The sequence below is a fragment of the Pseudomonas sp. AC112 genome (assembly GCF_979253545.1).
Genome location: NZ_CEEDCM010000001.1, coordinates 2,173,819 through 2,190,931 on the forward strand (window position 1 = coordinate 2,173,819; position 17,113 = coordinate 2,190,931).

Sequence of the window (17,113 nt, forward strand, 5' to 3'; positions counted from 1 at the left end):
GCAGGAATGAAGCTGTTCACCTCCCGTTATCTGCTCCTTGCCGCATTTTCCCTGCTGCTGGGCGCCTGTCAAAGCACACCGCCCGCCGCCCCCGAGGCCCCGGACGCACGCGCTGCGGCCATCGCGCAGCTGGAGCAAAACCTGGCCAGCAGCGAGTTGGCTACCGCCGAAGACCAACTGGCCGCGCTACAGGCCCAATCGCCCAACGACCCGGCGCTGGAGACCTACCAGCGTCAATTGGCCGAAGCCTATCTGCAGCGCAGCCAGATCGTGTTGCAAAAAGGTGACGTAAACGCCGCCGCCACCGCCCTGAGCCGTGCCCGCGCCCTGATGCCCAAGGCGCCCGCACTCACCGGCGGCGTAAACAGCGCCATCACGCACGCCCGCAAAGCCGAGCTGGATAAAGCCGAGGCCGCCCTGAAAGCCGCCGAAGCCAAGCCCGCAGCCAAAGTCATCGACCCGGCAGCGCCCAGCACCACAGTGGCGCTGAACCTCACCAACATCGAAGAACTGCGCCACCAGTTGGACGCAATTGCCACCGACGTGGTGAATTACCAGTGCGACGTGAGCATCCAGGCGCCGCGCACAGAGGATTACCCGTGGCTGGCCACGTTGCTGACCAAACGGGTGAAGCGTATCGATTCGGGGTATGACCTGAAGATTCACCGGCAGATTCTGAAGAACATTCCGGCGCAGGTCGTGCTGATTCCGCGCAAGGCGGACTAGAAAGCATCGCCGGCAAGTCGGCTCCTACCCATCAACCTGTAGGAGCCGGCTTGCCGGCGATAGCAATCTAACCGACAACCAATTGCTTAAGCTGGAATCGCCTTGGCCTTAGGCTCGCGATCCCAGACCCGATGCTGGCCGATCGCGGCAAAAAACGCCTTGAACGCCTTGGCATCCGATCCCACGATCAGCCCCGCATCCACCTCGAGTTTCAGCAGGTCCAACAACGGCTTCGCGTCACTGGCGACTGTAATCGCCTTGAGGTGCTTGTACGCCTCTAGCAGGAAGTGCAACGCCACCCCATCACCGCTCAAGGCTTTCACCGAGTCCTTCCCGCCAGGGACGAACACCGCATCAAACGCAATGGACGGCATGCCTTCCATCGACGCATCCACCGGCAGGCTCTTGCCATCGGCCGTCTTCACCGGCGCCGAGGTTGGCCCCAGCAGCTTGGCGTGCGCCCCTTCTGCTTCCAGTGCCTTTTTCAGCGCGGCAATCGCCACACCGTCCACGCCATTGGCTGCCAGGATCGCCACCTTGCGGGTCTTGATATCGCCCGGCAGCAGGTTCGCCTGGCTCAACGCTGGCGAGCGCTCCGGCTTGGTTTGACGCTCCGGCACGGTGCCTTGGGTCGGTGCTGGCAGCCCCAGGTTCTGGGCCACGCGCTTGGCCAGTTCCAGGTCGATATTGGCCAGGATCTCGTTGACTTGGCGCGCACGAATGAACTCACGCTCTACCTTGCCCAACTCAAAGCTATACGCCGCGATGATGTGCTCTTGCTCGTGCTTGCTCATGCTGCGGAAGAACAGGCGCGCCTGGGAGAAGTGATCGCCGAATGACTCGCTGCGCTCACGGATCTTGTGGGCATCGATGCGCTCCGGATACGTCTCGAAGCCACCATCCTGTGCCGCCGGCGGGGTTTCTTTAGGCCAGCCGCCATCAATCGAATTTGGCTCGTAGGACGCACGACCTTTATCGATGGTGCTGCGGTGCATGGCATCACGCTGGTTGTTGTGCAGCGGCGTCACGGGCTGGTTGATCGGCAACTGGTGAAAGTTCGGGCCGCCCAGTCGGCTGATCTGTGTATCGGTGTAGGAAAACAACCGACCTTGCAGCAGCGGGTCATTGGAGAAGTCGATACCCGGCACGATATGGCCAGGGCAAAACGCGACCTGCTCGACTTCTGCAAAGAAGTTATCCGGGTTGCGGTTCAGCACCATCTTGCCCAGCGGGGTGATTGGCACCAGCTCTTCCGGAATCAGCTTGGTGGGGTCGAGAATGTCGAAGTCGAAGGCATGCTCCTTATCCTCGGGGATAACCTGCACACCCAATTCCCACTCGGGGTAGTCGCCCATCTCAATGGCTTCCCAGAGATCGCGACGGTGGTAGTCGGTATCTTTACCGGCAAGCTTCTGCGCCTCGTCCCACACCAGCGAGCAAGTACCCGCCGTAGGGCGCCAGTGGAATTTGACGAAGTTGGATTTGCCCTCGGCATTCACCAGGCGAAAGGTGTGCACACCAAAGCCCTGCATGCTGCGCAGGCTTTTTGGAATGGCGCGGTCAGACATTGCCCAGATCACCATGTGAGCGGATTCAGGCTGCAGCGAAACGAAGTCCCAGAACGTATCGTGCGCCGATCCGCCGGTAGGAATTTCATTGTGCGGTTCAGGCTTTACGGCGTGCACGAAGTCAGGAAACTTGATCGCGTCCTGAATGAAAAACACCGGCATGTTGTTGCCCACCAGGTCGAAGTTGCCTTCTTCGGTGAAAAACTTAACCGCAAAACCGCGCACATCACGCACCGTATCCCCTGAGCCACGCGGGCCCTGCACGGTGGAAAAGCGCGTGAATACCGGGGTTTTATGCCCAGGGTCACGCAGGAACCCAGCCTTGGTCAGCGCCGAATGGTTCTCATACGTCTGGAAATAACCATGGGCGCCGGTGCCACGGGCATGCACGATGCGCTCTGGGATGCGCTCATGGTCAAAGTGCGTGATTTTTTCACGCATGATGAAGTCTTCCAGCAGCGACGGGCCGCGGGAACCGACTTTCAAGGTGTTCTGGTTGTCGGAAATCTTCACGCCTTGGTTGGTACGCAGGGCCTGGCCGGTCGCGTCGGAACGGAATGTTTCCAGGGCCTGCAGCTTGGCGTTGGTGTTGCCACGGTCCAGGGTATCGGTGCCCGCGAGTTCACTCTTCGGCGGGGTGGCTGGCTTCTTGGTACTCATCAGACAAAACTCCTTATTCAAAGTGGCCAGAGCGATCCCCGGCTCGTTTGAGCAAAACCCCAGGCACGGCACCTGGGAAATCGAGTTGCTTAAGTAGTGACTGATGGGGTTTTGGGCCGTTCCTTTTTTATGACCTTTGATCGCGTTATTGCCAAATCGCTGGTTGAATGCGAAATAAATGCTAAGAAACACTATACGGACAGGCTAAAATGCGCGCCCGGCTAACCGCTGATCCCTTTTCCATGCGCCCCACAAGGTTCGCTACGTGATCGAGTTTCAAAACGTCCATAAAACCTACCGCGTCGCCGGTAGGGATATTCCCGCGCTGCACCCCACCAGCCTGACCGTCGAGAACGGCCAGGTGTTTGGTCTGATCGGTCATTCCGGCGCGGGCAAAAGTACACTGCTGCGCCTGATCAACCGCCTCGAAGAACCGAGTGGCGGCAAGATCACGGTGGATGGCGAAGAAGTCACCGCCCTTGACGCCAACGGCCTGCGCCGTTTCCGCCAGCAGGTCGGGATGATCTTCCAGCACTTCAACCTGCTGGCGTCCAAGACCGTCGCCGACAACGTCGCGTTGCCGCTGACCCTGGCCGGCGAACTGTCGCGCAAGGAAATCGACCTGCGCGTCGCCGAATTGCTCGCCCGTGTCGGCCTGTCGGACCACGCCAAGAAGTACCCGGCGCAGTTGTCCGGTGGTCAGAAGCAACGCGTCGGCATCGCCCGCGCCCTGGCGACCAAGCCAAAGATCCTGCTGTGCGACGAAGCCACCAGCGCCCTCGACCCGCAAACCACCGCTTCGGTGCTGCAACTGCTGGCCGAAATCAACCGCGAGCTGAAGCTGACCATCGTGCTGATCACCCACGAAATGGATGTGATCCGCCGCGTGTGCGACCAGGTGGCCGTGATGGACGCCGGCGTGATCGTCGAGCAAGGCTCAGTGGCCGACGTATTCCTGCACCCCAAGCACCCGACCACCAAGCGCTTCGTGCAAGAAGCCGAGCAAGTCGACGAAGGCGAGCAGCGCGATGACTTCGCCCATGTACCCGGCCGCATCGTGCGCCTGACGTTCCAGGGTGAAGCGACCTACGCGCCACTGCTGGGCACCGTCGCCCGCGAAACCGGTGTGGACTACAGCATCCTCGCCGGTCGTATCGACCGCATCAAAGACATCCCCTACGGGCAACTGACCCTCGCCGTCACCGGCGGTGACATGGACGCCGCCTTTGCGCGCTTCACTGCCGCTGACGTTCACATGGAGGTCCTGCGCTAATGGAAGCCCTGTTGAGTTTCTTCGCTAATATCGACTGGTCCGAAATCTGGCTGGCCACCGGCGATACCATGACCATGCTGTTCGGTTCGCTGTTTTTTACCGTCGTACTGGGCCTGCCGCTGGGCGTGCTGCTGTTCCTGACCAGCCCGCGCCAACTGTTCGAACAGAAAGGCCTGTACGCGCTGCTGTCGTTGATCGTGAACATCCTGCGTTCGCTGCCGTTCATCATCCTGCTGATCGTGATGATCCCGTTCACCGTCCTGATCACCGGCACTTCGCTGGGCGTGGCGGGTGCGATTCCGCCGCTGGTCGTAGGTGCAACGCCATTCTTTGCGCGCCTGGTGGAGACCGCGCTGCGTGAAGTGGACCGCGGCATCATCGAAGCCACCCAGTCCATGGGCGCCAGCACGCGCCAGATCATTACCAACGCCTTGCTGCCCGAAGCCCGTCCTGGCATTTTCGCGGCGATTACGGTGACGGCGATTACACTGGTGTCCTACACGGCGATGGCGGGTGTGGTCGGTGCCGGTGGCCTGGGTGACCTGGCCATCCGCTTCGGTTACCAGCGCTTCCAGACCGATGTGATGGTGGTCACCGTGGTGATGCTGCTGGTCCTGGTGCAAATTCTGCAAACCGTCGGCGACAAGCTGGTGGTGCACTTTTCTCGAAAATAACGGCCATGGCCGGCCCCCGCCGGCCCATGCCCGAACAAGGAGCTTGCTGGATGAAAAAACTACTGGTTGCTTTCGCCGCCGTTGCCGCGTTTTCCGCCCACGCCGAGACCATCACGGTCGCTGCTTCGCCGGTCCCCCATGCGGAAATCCTCGAATTCGTGAAACCTGCCCTCGCCAAAGAAGGCGTAGACCTGCAGGTCAAAGTCTTCACCGATTACGTGCAGCCAAACGTTCAAGTCGCTGAAAAGCGCCTGGACGCCAACTTCTTCCAGCACCAGCCGTACCTGGATGAGTTCAACAAGGCCAAGGGCACTCACCTGGTGAGCGTTGGCGCCGTGCACCTGGAACCCCTGGGCGCCTACTCCAGCAAGTACAAGAAACTGGACGAGCTGCCAAGCGGCGCCAACGTGGTGATCCCGAACGACGCCACCAACGGCGGCCGCGCGCTGTTGCTGCTGGCCAAGAACGGCCTGATCACCCTTAAGGACCCGACCAACATCCTGTCGACCATCAAGGACATCACCGGTAACAGCAAAAACCTGAAATTCCGCGAACTGGAAGCCGCCACCCTGCCGCGCGTGCTGACCCAGGTCGACCTGGCGCTGATCAACACCAACTATGCGCTGGAAGCCAAGCTGGACCCGTCCAAGGACGCACTGGTCATCGAAGGCAGCGACTCGCCTTACGTGAACATCCTGGTGACCCGCGAAGACAACAAGGACTCGGACGCCGTGAAGAAGCTGGTTGCCGCCCTGCACACGCCTGAAGTGAAGAAATTCATCGAAGAGAAGTACAAAGGCGCGATCAAGCCGGCGTTCTGACCTGACTCGATCTCCCAAACACTGGAGATCAAAAAATGTGGGAGCGGGCTTGCTCGCGAATGCGGTGTATCAGTCGACGGCGATGTTGACTGGCACACCGCTTTCGCAGACAAGCCAGCTCCCACATGTGTTTTGTGGTGCTGGCCGGGCTGGCGTCCGGCTTATTTACGCTGCAACAGCACCGGCAGTTGCGCTACGAGCTTCTGGTTATTCAACGGCGCACGAATAAACCCACGCTGCGTCCCGTCCGGACCGATCAGCGCCAGGTTGCCGCTGTGGTCGACGGTATAGTTGGGCTTGCTGGTATCCGCCGGAATGAACGGAATGCTCACCGCATTCGACACCTTCTGCACCTCCGCCACATTCGCACCGGTCAACCCGACAAACTGCGGATCAAAGTAACCCAGGTACTGCTTGAGCTGAGTCGGCGTATCGCGGTTCGGGTCGACGCTGACCAGGATCACCTGCAGCTTATCCACCGCGTCCTTGGGCAGCTCGCTCTTGATCTGGCGCAGTTGGGCGAGGGTGGTCGGGCAGATGTCCGGGCAGAAGGTGTAGCCGAAAAACAGCAGGCTCCACTTGCCTTTCAACTCATTGACCACCACCGGCTGGCCTTCCTGGTTGGTCATGCTCACTGGCGGCAGCTGGCGGCTTTGCGGCAGCAGGATGATGCCGGCGTCGATCAAGGCGGTGGGGTCGCCCTGGCCCTTGCCCGAGAGCACTTTATTGACGGTCAGGCCCATGATCAATGCCACCAGGGCCACCAGGATGAAGACAGTTTTTTGAGTTCGAGTCATAGGTTCAACAGTAAGTAGTGGTCTACGAGCAGGGCGATAAACAGCAGCAGCAAGTACCAGATAGAGTACTTGAAGGTGTTGATCGCCGCGTGCGGCCGACCGCCACGGTACAACACCCAGGCCCATTGCAGAAAGCGCCCGCCCAATACCAGTGCACACGCAAGGTACAGCAGGCCGCTCATATGGATCACATAGGGCATCAGGCTCACTGCCAGCAGGGCGAAGGTGTAGAGCAGGATGTGCACCTTGGTGTAGTGCTCGCCATGGGTGACCGGCAGCATCGGAATATCCGCCTTGGCGTATTCCTCCTTGCGATGGATGGCCAGGGCCCAGAAGTGCGGCGGCGTCCAGGCGAAGATGATCAGCACCAGCAGCAGGGGTTCGGCGCTGACGTGCCCGGTGACGGCGACCCAACCCAACAGTGGCGGCGCAGCGCCGGCCAGGCCTCCGATAACGATATTTTGCGGCGTCGCACGCTTGAGAAAGCCGGTGTAGATCACCGCATAACCGAGCAGCGAGGCCAGCGTCAGCCACGCCGCCAGCGGGTTGGTGAACGCCAGCAACAGCGCCAATCCTGCAACAGCCAGAAACAATGCAAACGCCAACGCCGCCAGCGGCGACACCCGCCCCTCGGCCAACGGCCGCTTGTGTGTGCGCGCCATCACCGCGTCGATGCGCCGATCCACCACATGGTTGACCGCCGCCGCGCCGCCCGCACACAGGGCAATCCCCAGGTTGCCAAACACCAGCACCGTCCACGGCACGCCGGCGCGGGTCGCCAGGAACATCCCAACCAGCGAGGTGATGAGCATCAGCACCACCACCTTCGGCTTGGTCAGCTCCAGGTAGTCACGCCAGATCGCCTGGCGGTGGTGCGCGCCGATCAAGGTCGCCATGGCATCTCTCCTTTAAGGGTAATGAGGCCCGATACGTGTTTGCGCGGGATAAACCGCCAGCCGAACGGCAGTTGATTGCGCAACCGGACCAGGCTGGTGCGCGCGTGATAGTTGACCAACACCAGCGTCAGCAACAAGGCCGCACCGCCAGCGTTGTGCCCGACCGCAACCGGCAGCGGCAAGTGGAAATACACGTTGCTCAAGCCCAGGCAGAGTTGCGCCGCCAGGGCAATCAGCAGCAAGCCCGCCAACCGCGTCATGCCGACGGCACGCAACTGCCAGGCCAGGCCGAGTAGCACCAGGCTGACGATGACGGCGCCAATGCGGTGGGTGAGGTGGATGGCGGTGCGCGCCTCACTGTCCAACTGCCCGCCCAGGTAGTTGGGACCGATGTGCTGGGTGAGGTGGAAGCCATTGGCGAAATCCGCTGCCGGCCACCATTCGCCATGGCAGGTCGGCAAATCGATACAGGCCACCGCCGCATAGTTCGAACTGACCCAGCCACCCAACGCAATCTGCCCGATCACCAGTACCAGCCCCGCCGTCGCCCAATACTGCAGGCGCTTGGGCACGATCAACGCGGGCAATACGCCAGACAGCCGCAGTGTCAGCAGGAACAGCAGGCTCAAGGTCGCAAAACCGCCCAATAAATGCCCCGTGACCACCTGCGGCCACAGCTTCAGCGTTACCGTCCACATGCCAAACGCCGCCTGGGCGAACACTACCGCCAGCACGAACAGCGGCAACTTCACCGGCTGGCCAGGATCGCGCCGATGGCTCCACGAACGCGCGGCCAGCAGCACGATCAGCAAGCCCAAGGTGCCGGCGAAATAGCGATGCGTCATCTCCGCCCAACCTTTATCCGCCTCCACCGGCGTATCGGGGAAGTGCAGCTCGGCATGGGCCAACTGGGCTTCGGTCTTGGGCACACTGATAAAGCCGTAGCAGCCGGGCCAGTCCGGGCAGCCGAGGCCGGCGTGGGTCAGGCGCGTATAGGCGCCAAGCAGCACGACGATCAACGCCAGCAAGGTGGCAAACAACGCGAGGCGAAATCCAGGTTTGGCCATGACGATGCCCTTATCCGATGTTGGACAGTTTCAGCAGGTGGCGCAGGTCGTTGAGCAAGTCCTTGCCCTTGACCTTGGCGTCATAGCGCAGCACCAGGTTGCCGTGGGGGTCGACGATCCACAGCTGTGCATCGCCTAGTGCACCGGCGTTTTTGCTGAAGGTCGACAGGTCCAGCGTGAAGCGTTGCAGCTGCGGGTATTCAGCCTTGAGCTTGGCGTCATAATCGCTGCCCAGCGGCTGCGCACTGGCCAAGGCATGGCTGGCGCGGGAGGCATCGCGCCCCAGGCCGATCTGCAATTGCCGCGCGAGGTACACCAGTTGCTGGCAATCGGCAGCACAGGCGGCGGGCGCGGTCACCAGCAGTTGCCAACGTTGCTCATCGGCCTGCACGCCAATGTCGGCGCGGGTCTGGCCGTTGCCGATCATCTCACCGTGATAGCTGCGACTTTCCGGCACCCAGAACTGCAGCTTGTACATGAAGGTGGCCAGCGCCATCGGGCCGATCACCATCATCAGGATCAGAATCAGTTGCCAACGGCCTTTGCGCCGGTCAGGCACCTCAGACATGTTGAGTGGATTCATGGCCGCTCCCATGGGGCTTCTCCTTTTTGTTGTGCCATCCGAGGTAGAGATAAAGCGCCAGCAACGCCAGCGACATGGCGAGCCACTGCACGGCATACGCCAAATGTTTTTCCGGGCCCATGGCCACGATCGGCCAAGTGGTTTCGTAGGTGCCCGGGCCGGCTTCGGCCCGCAGCTCGTAGGCAAACCCGCTGCGCCCCAGCTCTGCCCACAACGCGGCAGGGTGCAGCGCTGTCAGCAAGCGCGGCCATTGCGCACCCGCCGGGTCGGCGTGCAACTGGAAGGTTTCGCCGGGGGCGACATACACCCAGGCATCCAGGTTCAAGGGTTGCTCAGGCGTGCTGAAAACGGGTGGCGTGCGCCGGTCCGGCCAGGGCAACCAACCGCGATTGAGCAACAGCCACAGGCCGCTCGCCTGGTCATGGAAAGGTTGCAGCAACTCAACGCCGGCCTTGCCGTCGCGCATGCGGTTGTCGAGAAAAACGCTGTGTTCGGCATCGAATTGCCCGCGCAAACGCACACGGCGAAAGGCCGGGTCAGCCATGTCGTTGAGTTGCACACTGCTGATCGGATCCGCCGCGCGCCGCTCGGTATAACTGTCCACCAGCAGCTGCTTTTCATGGCCACGAGACAGTTGCCAGAGCCCCAGGCCGACCATCAACGGCAGCAGTACCAGCACCACTAAGGTAGGTGCGATCCCTGGACGAAAGCGTTTTGCGGCGCTGGCTATACTTGTTTTCATTGCCCGCCCATCCCATTGGAGCCAGACCATGCTCAAAGCCGCCATTGCCCTGATGCTGATCGCGACCGTTGTGAGTCTGTTCAGTGGCTTGTTCTTCTTGGTCAAGGACGAGGGCAACTCCGATCGCCTCGTCAACGCCCTGACTGTGCGTGTGATACTGGCCGTGATTACCCTGGGTTTGATCACCTGGGGGTTCTTCAGCGGCCAATTGGTGTCTCATGCGCCGTGGTAAGTCGGCTCACAGCACATAGACGAAGAAAAACAGCCCGATCCACACCAAATCCACAAAGTGCCAATACCAACTGGCCGCCTCGAAACCGAACTGGTGCTCGGCATTGAAATGCCCCTTGAGGATGCGCATCAACATCACGAACAGAATGATCGTGCCGATGGTGACGTGGGCGCCGTGAAAGCCGGTGAGCATGAAGAACGTCGCGCCATACACGCCCGAGCCCAGGGTCAGGCCCAGCTCTTTATAGGCGTGGATGTACTCCTCAGCCTGGAACCCCAGGAATGCCAGGCCCAGCAACACCGTGATCGCCAGCCAGATCTTCAGCGCACCGCGATGGCCTTTGCGCAGCGCATGGTGGGCGATGGTGATGGTCACGCTGGAACTCACCAGCAAGATGGTGTTGACCAATGGCAGGCCCCAGGGGCTGATGGTGCCCTCCGGCGCGGGATACATCTTGGGGTCGGGGTTGTTGAGCAACGGCCAGGCAAACTCGAAGTTCGGCCACAGCATGTGCGCAATGCCCTTGTGCCCTTCACCCCCTAGCCACGGGCCGGACATGTGCCGCACGTAAAACAGTGCTCCGAAGAACGCGATAAAGAACATCACTTCGGAAAAAATGAACCAGCTCATGCCCCAGCGAAACGACCGGTCCATCTGCGCGCTGTACAACCCGGCGCGGCTTTCCTTGATCACCGCCCCAAACCAGCCGAACAGCATGTAGGCCACCAGCAGGCCGCCGACAAAGAAGATCCACGGGCCGTGGGATTCCGGGCGCGCCGCCTTCAGGTCGTTGAACCACACGGCCAGGCCGTACACGGTGACCAGCATGCCAATCGTGGCAATTATTGGCCATTTGCTTTGCGCTGGTACGTAGTACGTATCATGAGTCGACATGTATTCGCTCTCCTGATTGAGCCCCAAACAGTAGCTAGCCGCCGGTATGAGCAGCGACGGGCGGTTGGCGCGCAGTGATATCAAACAGCGTGTACGCCAGGGTCAGATGCTTCACATCCTTGGGCATGTCGCGGTCGACAATGAAGCGCACCGGCATTTCGATGCGCTGGCCCGGCTGCAGTACTTGCTGGGTGAAGCAAAAGCATTCGGTCTTGTGGAAGTACATCGCCGCTTCGGCCGGAGAAATACTCGGTACGGCCTGGGCGGTCATGGGTTTGTCGGTGGGGTTGTGGGCCACGAACAGCATCTCCGTCACTGCGCCCGGGTTGACCACCACTTCGTCAGCCTTGGCGTAGAAATCCCAGACCATATCGATGGCGTTGGTAGACAGGAACTGCACCCGCACCTGGCGTGAAGCATCGACAACCTGTTCACCCTCGTACTGCCCGGCCGTCTTGCCATTAATACCGAACGCTTTGCACATCACGTCGTAGATCGGCACGAGGGCAAAGCCGAAGGCGAACATCGCCACCACCAGGATGAGCAGCCGAGTAACCAGGCGCTTGATAGGCACGGACTCAGCCATGGCGACTACCCCGCTGTTGATTTTCTGTGGGAGCTGGCTTGCCTGCGATAGCAGTGTGCCAGGCACCGAATCCACCCACTGCCACACTCTCATCGCAGGCAAGCCAGCTCCCACAGGAGACCGTGTCGGCCTGCACCAAGGTGTTCATTTCACCTCCGGCGGCGTCGTGAACGTGTGGTACGGCGCAGGCGAAGGAATGCTCCATTCCAGCCCTTCGGCGCCATCCCACGGCTTGGCCGGCGCTGGCGGGCCGCCACGGATGCACTTGATCACGATAAACAGGAAGAAGATCTGCGTGGCGCCAAACATGAAGGCGCCGATCGACGAGACCATGTTGAAGTCGGCGAACTGCAGGTTGTAGTCCGGCACCCGGCGCGGCATGCCCGCCAGCCCGACGAAGTGCATGGGGAAGAACGCCATGTTCATGCCCACGAAAGACAGCCAAAAGTGCAGCTTGCCCAGGGTTTCGTCGTACATGTGGCCGGTCCATTTCGGCAGCCAGTAGTAGGCCGAGGCGAAGATGCCGAAGATCGCGCCGGGCACCAGTACGTAATGGAAATGCGCTACCACGAAGTAGGTGTCGTGGTACTGGAAGTCCGCCGGCGCAATCGCCAACATCAGCCCGGAGAAGCCACCGATGGTGAACAGGATCACGAACGCCACGGCAAACAGCATCGGCGTCTCGAAGGTCAGCGAACCTTGCCACATGGTGCTGACCCAGTTGAACACCTTCACCCCCGTGGGCACGGCGATCAGCAGGGTGGCGTACATGAAGAACAACTCGCCCACCAACGGAATGCCCACCACGAACATGTGGTGCGCCCACACGATGAACGACAGGAACGCGATGCTCGCCGTGGCGTAGACCATTGAGGTGTAGCCGAACAGCGGCTTGCGCGAGAAGGTCGGGATGATTGAGCTGACGGCGCCGAAGGCCGGCAGGATCATGATGTACACCTCGGGATGGCCGAAGAACCAGAACACGTGCTGGAACAGCACCGGGTCACCACCGCCAGCCGCACTGAAGAAGCTGGTGCCGAAGTGGATATCCATCAGCATCATGGTCACGCAACCGGCCAGCACCGGCATTACCGCGATCAGCAGGAACGCGGTGATCAGCCAGGTCCAGACAAACAACGGCATTTTCATCAACGTCATGCCGGGTGCGCGCAGGTTGAGGATGGTCGCGACCACGTTGATCGCGCCCATGATCGAACTGATGCCCATGAGGTGGATGGCGAAGATGAAGAACGTCACGCTTTCCGGCGCATAGGTGGTAGAGAGCGGGGCGTAGAAGGTCCAGCCGAAGTTCGGCCCGCCGCCGGGGGTGAACAGGGTCGAGACCAGCAGCAGGAACGCTGCCGGCAACAGCCAGAAGCTGAAGTTGTTCATGCGCGGCAGGGCCATGTCCGGCGCACCGATCATCAGCGGGATCATCCAGTTGGCCAGGCCGACGAACGCCGGCATCACCGCGCCGAACACCATGATCAGGCCGTGCATGGTGGTCATCTGGTTGAAGAACGCCGGCTCGACAATCTGCAGGCCGGGCTGGAACAGCTCGGCGCGGATCACCATGGCGAACGAGCCACCGAGCAAAAACATGGTGAAGGCGAACCACAGGTACAGGGTGCCGATGTCTTTGTGGTTGGTGGTCAGCACCCAGCGCATCAACCCCTTGGCGGGGCCGTGGGCATGGTCGGCGTGACCATGGTCATCGATCACAGCGCTCATGGCCGTTCTCCTGCAAGCGAGTGGGCGGGGCGGGTCGAGGTAAACGCCTTGAGGTAGGTCATTTGCTTTCCGCCTGCTTGATGGCCAGCACGTCTTTAGGCGTGACCATGTCACCTTTGTTGTTGCCCCACGCGTTGCGCTCGTAGGTCACCACGGCGGCGATATCCACTTCCGAAAGCTGCTTGCCGAAGGCCGCCATCGCAGTGCCCGGCTTGCCGTGGTAGACGAGGCTCAGGTGGCCTTCTTTTGGCCCTGTCGCGATTTTCGAACCCTTGAGCGCCGGGAACATCGGCGGCAAGCCCTGGCCCTCAGCCTGGTGACAGGCCACGCAGGTGGTGTGGTAGACCTTGTCGCCACGGGACACCAGCTCTTCCAGCGTCCACTCTTTGGAGGTCAGTTCCTTGAGCTTGGCGGCCTCTTCCTTACGCTCGCCGAGCCAAGTGTCGTAGTCGGCCTTGGACTTGACCTCGACCACGATGGGCATGAAACCGTGGTCCTTGCCGCACAGTTCGGCGCACTGCCCACGGTAGATGCCCGGCTTCTCGATACGGGTCCAGGCCTCGTTGACGAAGCCGGGGATGGCGTCGCGCTTGACGGCAAACGCCGGCACCCACCAGGAATGGATCACGTCGGCAGCCGTCACCAAAAAGCGCACCTTGGCGCCCACCGGCAACACCAGTGGCTGGTCGACTTCCAGCAGGTAGTGTTCGCCCTTGGTGGCCTGGTTGTGGATCTGCTCGGCGGGCGTGGCCAGGTTGCTGAAGAACTCCACGTCCTGGCCCAGGTATTTGTAATGCCACTTCCACTGGTAGCCGGTGACCTGGATATCGATATCCGATTCACTGCTGTCGTAGATATTGATCAGGGTCTTGGTCGCCGGAATGGCCATCGCGACCAGGATCAGCAAGGGCACGACGGTCCAGAGGATCTCCACGGTAGTGCTCTCGTGGAACTTGGCCGCGACCTGGCCCGTGGACCGGCGATGAACGATCATCGACCAGAACATCGCGCCAAACACGATGATGCCGATCACCACACAGATCCAGAATATGGTCATGTGGAGGTCGAACACAGCGTGACTGACTTCTGTCGCCCCTGGCGCCATATTCGTTGTCCAGGCGGCATGTGCCTGGCCGAATACTGACCACAACAGGAGGCCCATCCAAACGTGTGGATGTCGCATCATTGCGGGTTCCCCTTATCGTTCTTGTTATCCCGCCGGTTTGCACCTGCGTCGAAGGGAGCGGCTTCCATACTGCTTACAACCGCTTAGCCTTGCCTGCTTATGCAGTCTGGCGTCATCAGCTAATCGCGTACAAATCCGAGTATAGACAGGCTCTGCAACCCCGCAATGTGTAGGGGCAAATGAGCAAAAATGACCGGTCGGGGCTAATAAAACCGGGGGCGGAATCGTTTATCCGACGAACGATGGCAATTCGATATAACGCAGGCGCATAACCATGAAATAATTATGACAAATGCGTCTTAGGCTCTCGTATAAACGAGCTACCTTATCCTCTCCCTTTTCCTACGCCTGCATCACTGGAGCTTTCATGAACACCGCCGCATTGCGCGAGCAGATTTCCCGTGCCCATCAACACGAAGCCAGCACGGGCCAGCTTGCCCAGCAACTGGAAAAACAATTGCCGCACCTGCATTCGGCCATCTCCCTGGCTGACGGTGATCGCAACATTGTCATGACTCGCTTTGTCACCGCCTACATCGACCTGGTCCCGGACTTGCTGGACGCCGCCAACGACGTGGCCCGCGAGGCGGGTATCGAAAGCCAGATCAAGCCGGTGCTGAAAATTGCCGAGCACTTCTTCCTGCAACCGCCTGCCATCCTCGCCGGCCACGAAGGGCTCGACGGCCTGCTGGATGAGGCCTACCTGGCTCATCGCCTAGTCGAAGAGGTCAACGACCTGTATATCAAGCATTTTGGCCAGCCGTTGATTCCGGCCGACACCACCGTGGCCAATGTCATCGCCCACCAGCTGATCGGCGAAACCTTCGCCAACCAACTGGATGAAGCGGTGCATCACGCGGTGGATGAAATGCTCAACGAAGACAGCTTTGCGCTGGAGTCGGTCGAGACCTATCGCGAACAGCTCAAGAGCCCGGACACAGAAGCCGCGTGGAAGCGCTGGCCGTGCCTGTCGCGACAGCTGGGGGTTGAGTTGGCGTTGGATCAGCCGGCTTAATTTCCTGGGTCGCAAACGATCAAATGTGGGAGCCGGGTTTGCCCGGCTCCCACAGGGTTGCTTGGTGGTTAGGCTGGCGCGGAACCTATCCCCGTCGTCATCCTGACCCGACCTTCCAGCCTTCGCTTCAACCCACGCGCCTCGATCACCAGCGTCGAGCCCTTGGCCGCATTGGCTCGCCCCCATTCTTCCAGCAACTCCAGGCAGGAATGGTCGATGTAACTCAAGTTGCTCAACGGCACATGCACGGTGGTCCCCGCAGGCACCGTCGACAGCACCTGGGTCAGCGCCGGCACTTTCAGGAAAGTAGCCGCGCCCGTCAGACGCAGCTCCATTTCACCCTCCTGGGGCAAATCGATCAGGCTCACTTTCAGGCGTGACGCCTTGAACGCCAGCTTGACCAAGGTCAAGCCGAAGCCCACCAGCACGCCGGTCAGCAGGTCGGTAAAGATGATCGCCAGCGCCGTGGCCGCATAGGTGAACATCGGCATCCGCCCATAGCGTCCCAATGCCTTGAATGCCTTGACGTCCACCAGCTTGATACCGGTGTACACCAGCACGCCCGCCAGGCTCGCCACCGGGATGCTCTGCAGCACACTCGACAGCAACAGCACGAACGCCAGCAGCCACAGGCCATGGAACATCGCCGACAGGCGCGTGGTAGCACCGGCCTGTACGTTGGCCGAGCTGCGCACGATCACGCCGGTCATCGGCAAGGCACCCACCAGGCCGCAGAGCATGTTGCCTACACCTTGAGCAGACAATTCCTTGTCAAAATCAGAACGCTGACCGCTGTGCATGCGATCGACCGCCGCAGCGGAGAGCAGGGTTTCGGCACTCGCAATAAACGCCACCGCAAAGGCGGCAATCAACAGTTGAGGATCTGCAAGATTCAACAGATCGCTGGGGCGCAGCCAATCGATGGCATCGGCGAGATTCTCCGGGACTTCCACGCGCTTGACCTGCAACGCCAGCATCAGGCTGACCACGGTGGTCAGGCCCACACCCAACAAGGCGCCGGGTACAAATCGCAGCTTCTGTGGGCGAAATTTATCCCAGGCGTACATCACCAGCATCGTCGACAACCCGAGCAATCCCGCCTGCCACCCCAGGCCACCGCCCAGGGTCGGGATCGCCTCGGCCAACGCCGCCGGGAAGCCTGCCAGGTTGTCCAGCCCCGAGGGTTTGGGCGCACCGTCGAGCATCACGTGAATCTGGGATAGCACAATCAGCACGCCAATCCCTGCCAGCATGCCGTACACCACCGCCGGGGCCGTGACGCGAAACCAGCAGCCCAGGCGCAGGCGCCCGGCTACCAGCTGCAGAAAGCCCGCCAGCAACAGGATCGGCCCGAGCATCAGCATGCCGTGCTGGCGCACCAGTTCGAATACCAACACAGCCAAACCGGCCGCCGGACCACTGACCTGCAAGGGCGAGCCCGCCAGCCAACCCACCACAAGGCCGCCGATGATCCCCGTGATCAGGCCCTTGGCGGGCGGCATGCCCGAGGCAATCGCGATGCCCATGCACAAGGGCAGGGCAACCAGAAACACAACCACGGAAGCGAGCAGCTCCCGTGGCAATACAGCTTTCAATTGAGCAGCACGCATGATGACTCTCCCGAGGCATTCGCCGGGCGCGGTAAAGCCTGGCTGCGTCCAT

The 17,113-nt window shown here is 60.9% G+C and carries 17 protein-coding genes; 6 read left to right on the plus strand and 11 right to left on the minus strand.

Annotation, left to right across the window (positions count from 1 at the left end; genetic code table 11):
• Positions 1-6 precede the first annotated feature (6 nt).
• Positions 7-726 carry a PA5502 family lipoprotein gene (locus tag AC0IYN_RS10055; RefSeq protein ID WP_078046247.1) on the plus strand — a complete coding sequence of 240 codons (720 nt, stop codon included), beginning with the start codon at positions 7-9 and terminating at the stop codon, positions 724-726.
• Positions 727-812: 86 nt separating this feature from the next.
• On the opposite strand, the gene katE is transcribed toward AC0IYN_RS10055, so the two are convergent.
• Positions 813-3,146: a catalase HPII gene (gene katE, locus AC0IYN_RS10060; RefSeq protein ID WP_352152397.1), complete on the minus strand. Its 2,334-nt coding sequence runs from the start codon at positions 3,144-3,146 to the stop codon at positions 813-815.
• 73 nt (positions 3,147-3,219) lie between these two features.
• On the opposite strand from katE, the gene AC0IYN_RS10065 reads away from it, so the two are divergent.
• From AC0IYN_RS10065 to AC0IYN_RS10075, 3 genes are read left to right on the plus strand one after another with little or no spacing between them, the layout of a single operon-like run.
• Complete coding sequence (locus tag AC0IYN_RS10065; RefSeq protein ID WP_078046246.1) at positions 3,220-4,227, plus strand: methionine ABC transporter ATP-binding protein; 1,008 nt, start codon at positions 3,220-3,222, stop codon at positions 4,225-4,227.
• A complete protein-coding gene (locus AC0IYN_RS10070; RefSeq protein WP_406596150.1) occupies positions 4,227-4,901 on the plus strand; it encodes a methionine ABC transporter permease in 675 nt (224 codons plus the stop codon). The genes AC0IYN_RS10065 and AC0IYN_RS10070 overlap by 1 nt, the downstream gene beginning before the upstream one ends.
• Positions 4,902-4,951: 50 nt before the next feature.
• Positions 4,952-5,722, plus strand: a complete 771-nt coding sequence (locus tag AC0IYN_RS10075; protein WP_028618642.1) for a MetQ/NlpA family ABC transporter substrate-binding protein — start codon at positions 4,952-4,954, stop codon at positions 5,720-5,722.
• Positions 5,723-5,883: 161 nt separating this feature from the next.
• Here the strand turns inward: AC0IYN_RS10075 and AC0IYN_RS10080 are convergent, their stop codons facing one another.
• From AC0IYN_RS10080 to AC0IYN_RS10100, 5 genes are read right to left on the minus strand one after another with little or no spacing between them, the layout of a single operon-like run.
• Complete coding sequence (locus tag AC0IYN_RS10080) at positions 5,884-6,519, minus strand: SCO family protein (RefSeq protein ID WP_406596151.1); 636 nt, start codon at positions 6,517-6,519, stop codon at positions 5,884-5,886.
• The gene (cyoE, locus tag AC0IYN_RS10085; RefSeq protein WP_406596152.1) at positions 6,516-7,415 is read right to left on the minus strand and encodes a heme o synthase; all 900 of its coding nucleotides are present in this window, start codon (positions 7,413-7,415) and stop codon (positions 6,516-6,518) included. The genes AC0IYN_RS10080 and cyoE overlap by 4 nt, the downstream gene beginning before the upstream one ends.
• The gene (locus AC0IYN_RS10090) at positions 7,403-8,482 is read right to left on the minus strand and encodes a COX15/CtaA family protein (protein ID WP_471841274.1); all 1,080 of its coding nucleotides are present in this window, start codon (positions 8,480-8,482) and stop codon (positions 7,403-7,405) included. Before AC0IYN_RS10090 ends, cyoE begins: the two co-directional genes overlap by 13 nt.
• A 10-nt stretch (positions 8,483-8,492) precedes the next feature.
• Positions 8,493-9,077: a hypothetical protein gene (locus AC0IYN_RS10095; RefSeq protein ID WP_457266835.1), complete on the minus strand. Its 585-nt coding sequence runs from the start codon at positions 9,075-9,077 to the stop codon at positions 8,493-8,495.
• Positions 9,043-9,807: an SURF1 family protein gene (locus tag AC0IYN_RS10100; protein WP_471841277.1), complete on the minus strand. Its 765-nt coding sequence runs from the start codon at positions 9,805-9,807 to the stop codon at positions 9,043-9,045. Before AC0IYN_RS10100 ends, AC0IYN_RS10095 begins: the two co-directional genes overlap by 35 nt.
• A gap of 28 nt (positions 9,808-9,835) precedes the next feature.
• On the opposite strand from AC0IYN_RS10100, the gene AC0IYN_RS10105 reads away from it, so the two are divergent.
• A complete protein-coding gene (locus AC0IYN_RS10105) occupies positions 9,836-10,039 on the plus strand; it encodes a twin transmembrane helix small protein (protein WP_457266837.1) in 204 nt (67 codons plus the stop codon).
• Between the two features lie 6 nt (positions 10,040-10,045).
• Here the strand turns inward: AC0IYN_RS10105 and AC0IYN_RS10110 are convergent, their stop codons facing one another.
• The 4 genes from AC0IYN_RS10110 to coxB all read right to left on the minus strand — a co-directional run bounded on the left by AC0IYN_RS10110 (position 10,046) and on the right by coxB (position 14,436).
• Positions 10,046-10,933 (minus strand): cytochrome c oxidase subunit 3, encoded by an 888-nt coding sequence (locus AC0IYN_RS10110; RefSeq protein WP_471841280.1) that lies wholly within the window; start codon positions 10,931-10,933, stop codon positions 10,046-10,048.
• Positions 10,934-10,967: 34 nt separating this feature from the next.
• Positions 10,968-11,519: a cytochrome c oxidase assembly protein gene (locus AC0IYN_RS10115; RefSeq protein ID WP_406596157.1), complete on the minus strand. Its 552-nt coding sequence runs from the start codon at positions 11,517-11,519 to the stop codon at positions 10,968-10,970.
• A 144-nt stretch (positions 11,520-11,663) separates the two neighbouring features.
• Positions 11,664-13,250 (minus strand): cytochrome c oxidase subunit I, encoded by a 1,587-nt coding sequence (ctaD, locus tag AC0IYN_RS10120; RefSeq protein WP_078046240.1) that lies wholly within the window; start codon positions 13,248-13,250, stop codon positions 11,664-11,666.
• A 58-nt stretch (positions 13,251-13,308) separates the two neighbouring features.
• Positions 13,309-14,436, minus strand: coding sequence for a cytochrome c oxidase subunit II (gene coxB / locus AC0IYN_RS10125; RefSeq protein ID WP_471841283.1), 1,128 nt, complete (start codon positions 14,434-14,436; stop codon positions 13,309-13,311).
• A gap of 367 nt (positions 14,437-14,803) precedes the next feature.
• On the opposite strand from coxB, the gene AC0IYN_RS10130 reads away from it, so the two are divergent.
• A complete protein-coding gene (locus AC0IYN_RS10130) occupies positions 14,804-15,451 on the plus strand; it encodes a hypothetical protein (RefSeq protein ID WP_099493310.1) in 648 nt (215 codons plus the stop codon).
• 68 nt (positions 15,452-15,519) lie between these two features.
• Here the strand turns inward: AC0IYN_RS10130 and AC0IYN_RS10135 are convergent, their stop codons facing one another.
• The gene (locus AC0IYN_RS10135; protein ID WP_457266838.1) at positions 15,520-17,061 is read right to left on the minus strand and encodes a SulP family inorganic anion transporter; all 1,542 of its coding nucleotides are present in this window, start codon (positions 17,059-17,061) and stop codon (positions 15,520-15,522) included.
• Positions 17,062-17,113: the final 52 nt, after the last annotated feature.

Bases quoted from the DNA above. Each gene is read 5' to 3' on its own strand.
- AC0IYN_RS10100 (WP_471841277.1), bottom strand. From the start codon at position 9,807: ATGAAAACAAGTATAGCCAGCGCCGCAAAACGCTTTCGTCCAGGGATC.
- ctaD (WP_078046240.1), bottom strand. From the start codon at position 13,250: ATGAGCGCTGTGATCGATGACCATGGTCACGCCGACCATGCCCACGGC.
- AC0IYN_RS10130 (WP_099493310.1), top strand. From the start codon at position 14,804: ATGAACACCGCCGCATTGCGCGAGCAGATTTCCCGTGCCCATCAACAC.
- AC0IYN_RS10115 (WP_406596157.1), bottom strand. From the start codon at position 11,519: ATGGCTGAGTCCGTGCCTATCAAGCGCCTGGTTACTCGGCTGCTCATC.
- AC0IYN_RS10095 (WP_457266835.1), bottom strand. From the start codon at position 9,077: ATGGGAGCGGCCATGAATCCACTCAACATGTCTGAGGTGCCTGACCGG.
- AC0IYN_RS10105 (WP_457266837.1), top strand. From the start codon at position 9,836: ATGCTCAAAGCCGCCATTGCCCTGATGCTGATCGCGACCGTTGTGAGT.
- coxB (WP_471841283.1), bottom strand. From the start codon at position 14,436: ATGATGCGACATCCACACGTTTGGATGGGCCTCCTGTTGTGGTCAGTA.
- AC0IYN_RS10075 (WP_028618642.1), top strand. From the start codon at position 4,952: ATGAAAAAACTACTGGTTGCTTTCGCCGCCGTTGCCGCGTTTTCCGCC.
- AC0IYN_RS10070 (WP_406596150.1), top strand. From the start codon at position 4,227: ATGGAAGCCCTGTTGAGTTTCTTCGCTAATATCGACTGGTCCGAAATC.
- AC0IYN_RS10055 (WP_078046247.1), top strand. From the start codon at position 7: ATGAAGCTGTTCACCTCCCGTTATCTGCTCCTTGCCGCATTTTCCCTG.
- AC0IYN_RS10110 (WP_471841280.1), bottom strand. From the start codon at position 10,933: ATGTCGACTCATGATACGTACTACGTACCAGCGCAAAGCAAATGGCCA.
- AC0IYN_RS10135 (WP_457266838.1), bottom strand. From the start codon at position 17,061: ATGCGTGCTGCTCAATTGAAAGCTGTATTGCCACGGGAGCTGCTCGCT.
- AC0IYN_RS10080 (WP_406596151.1), bottom strand. From the start codon at position 6,519: ATGACTCGAACTCAAAAAACTGTCTTCATCCTGGTGGCCCTGGTGGCA.
- AC0IYN_RS10090 (WP_471841274.1), bottom strand. From the start codon at position 8,482: ATGGCCAAACCTGGATTTCGCCTCGCGTTGTTTGCCACCTTGCTGGCG.
- cyoE (WP_406596152.1), bottom strand. From the start codon at position 7,415: ATGGCGACCTTGATCGGCGCGCACCACCGCCAGGCGATCTGGCGTGAC.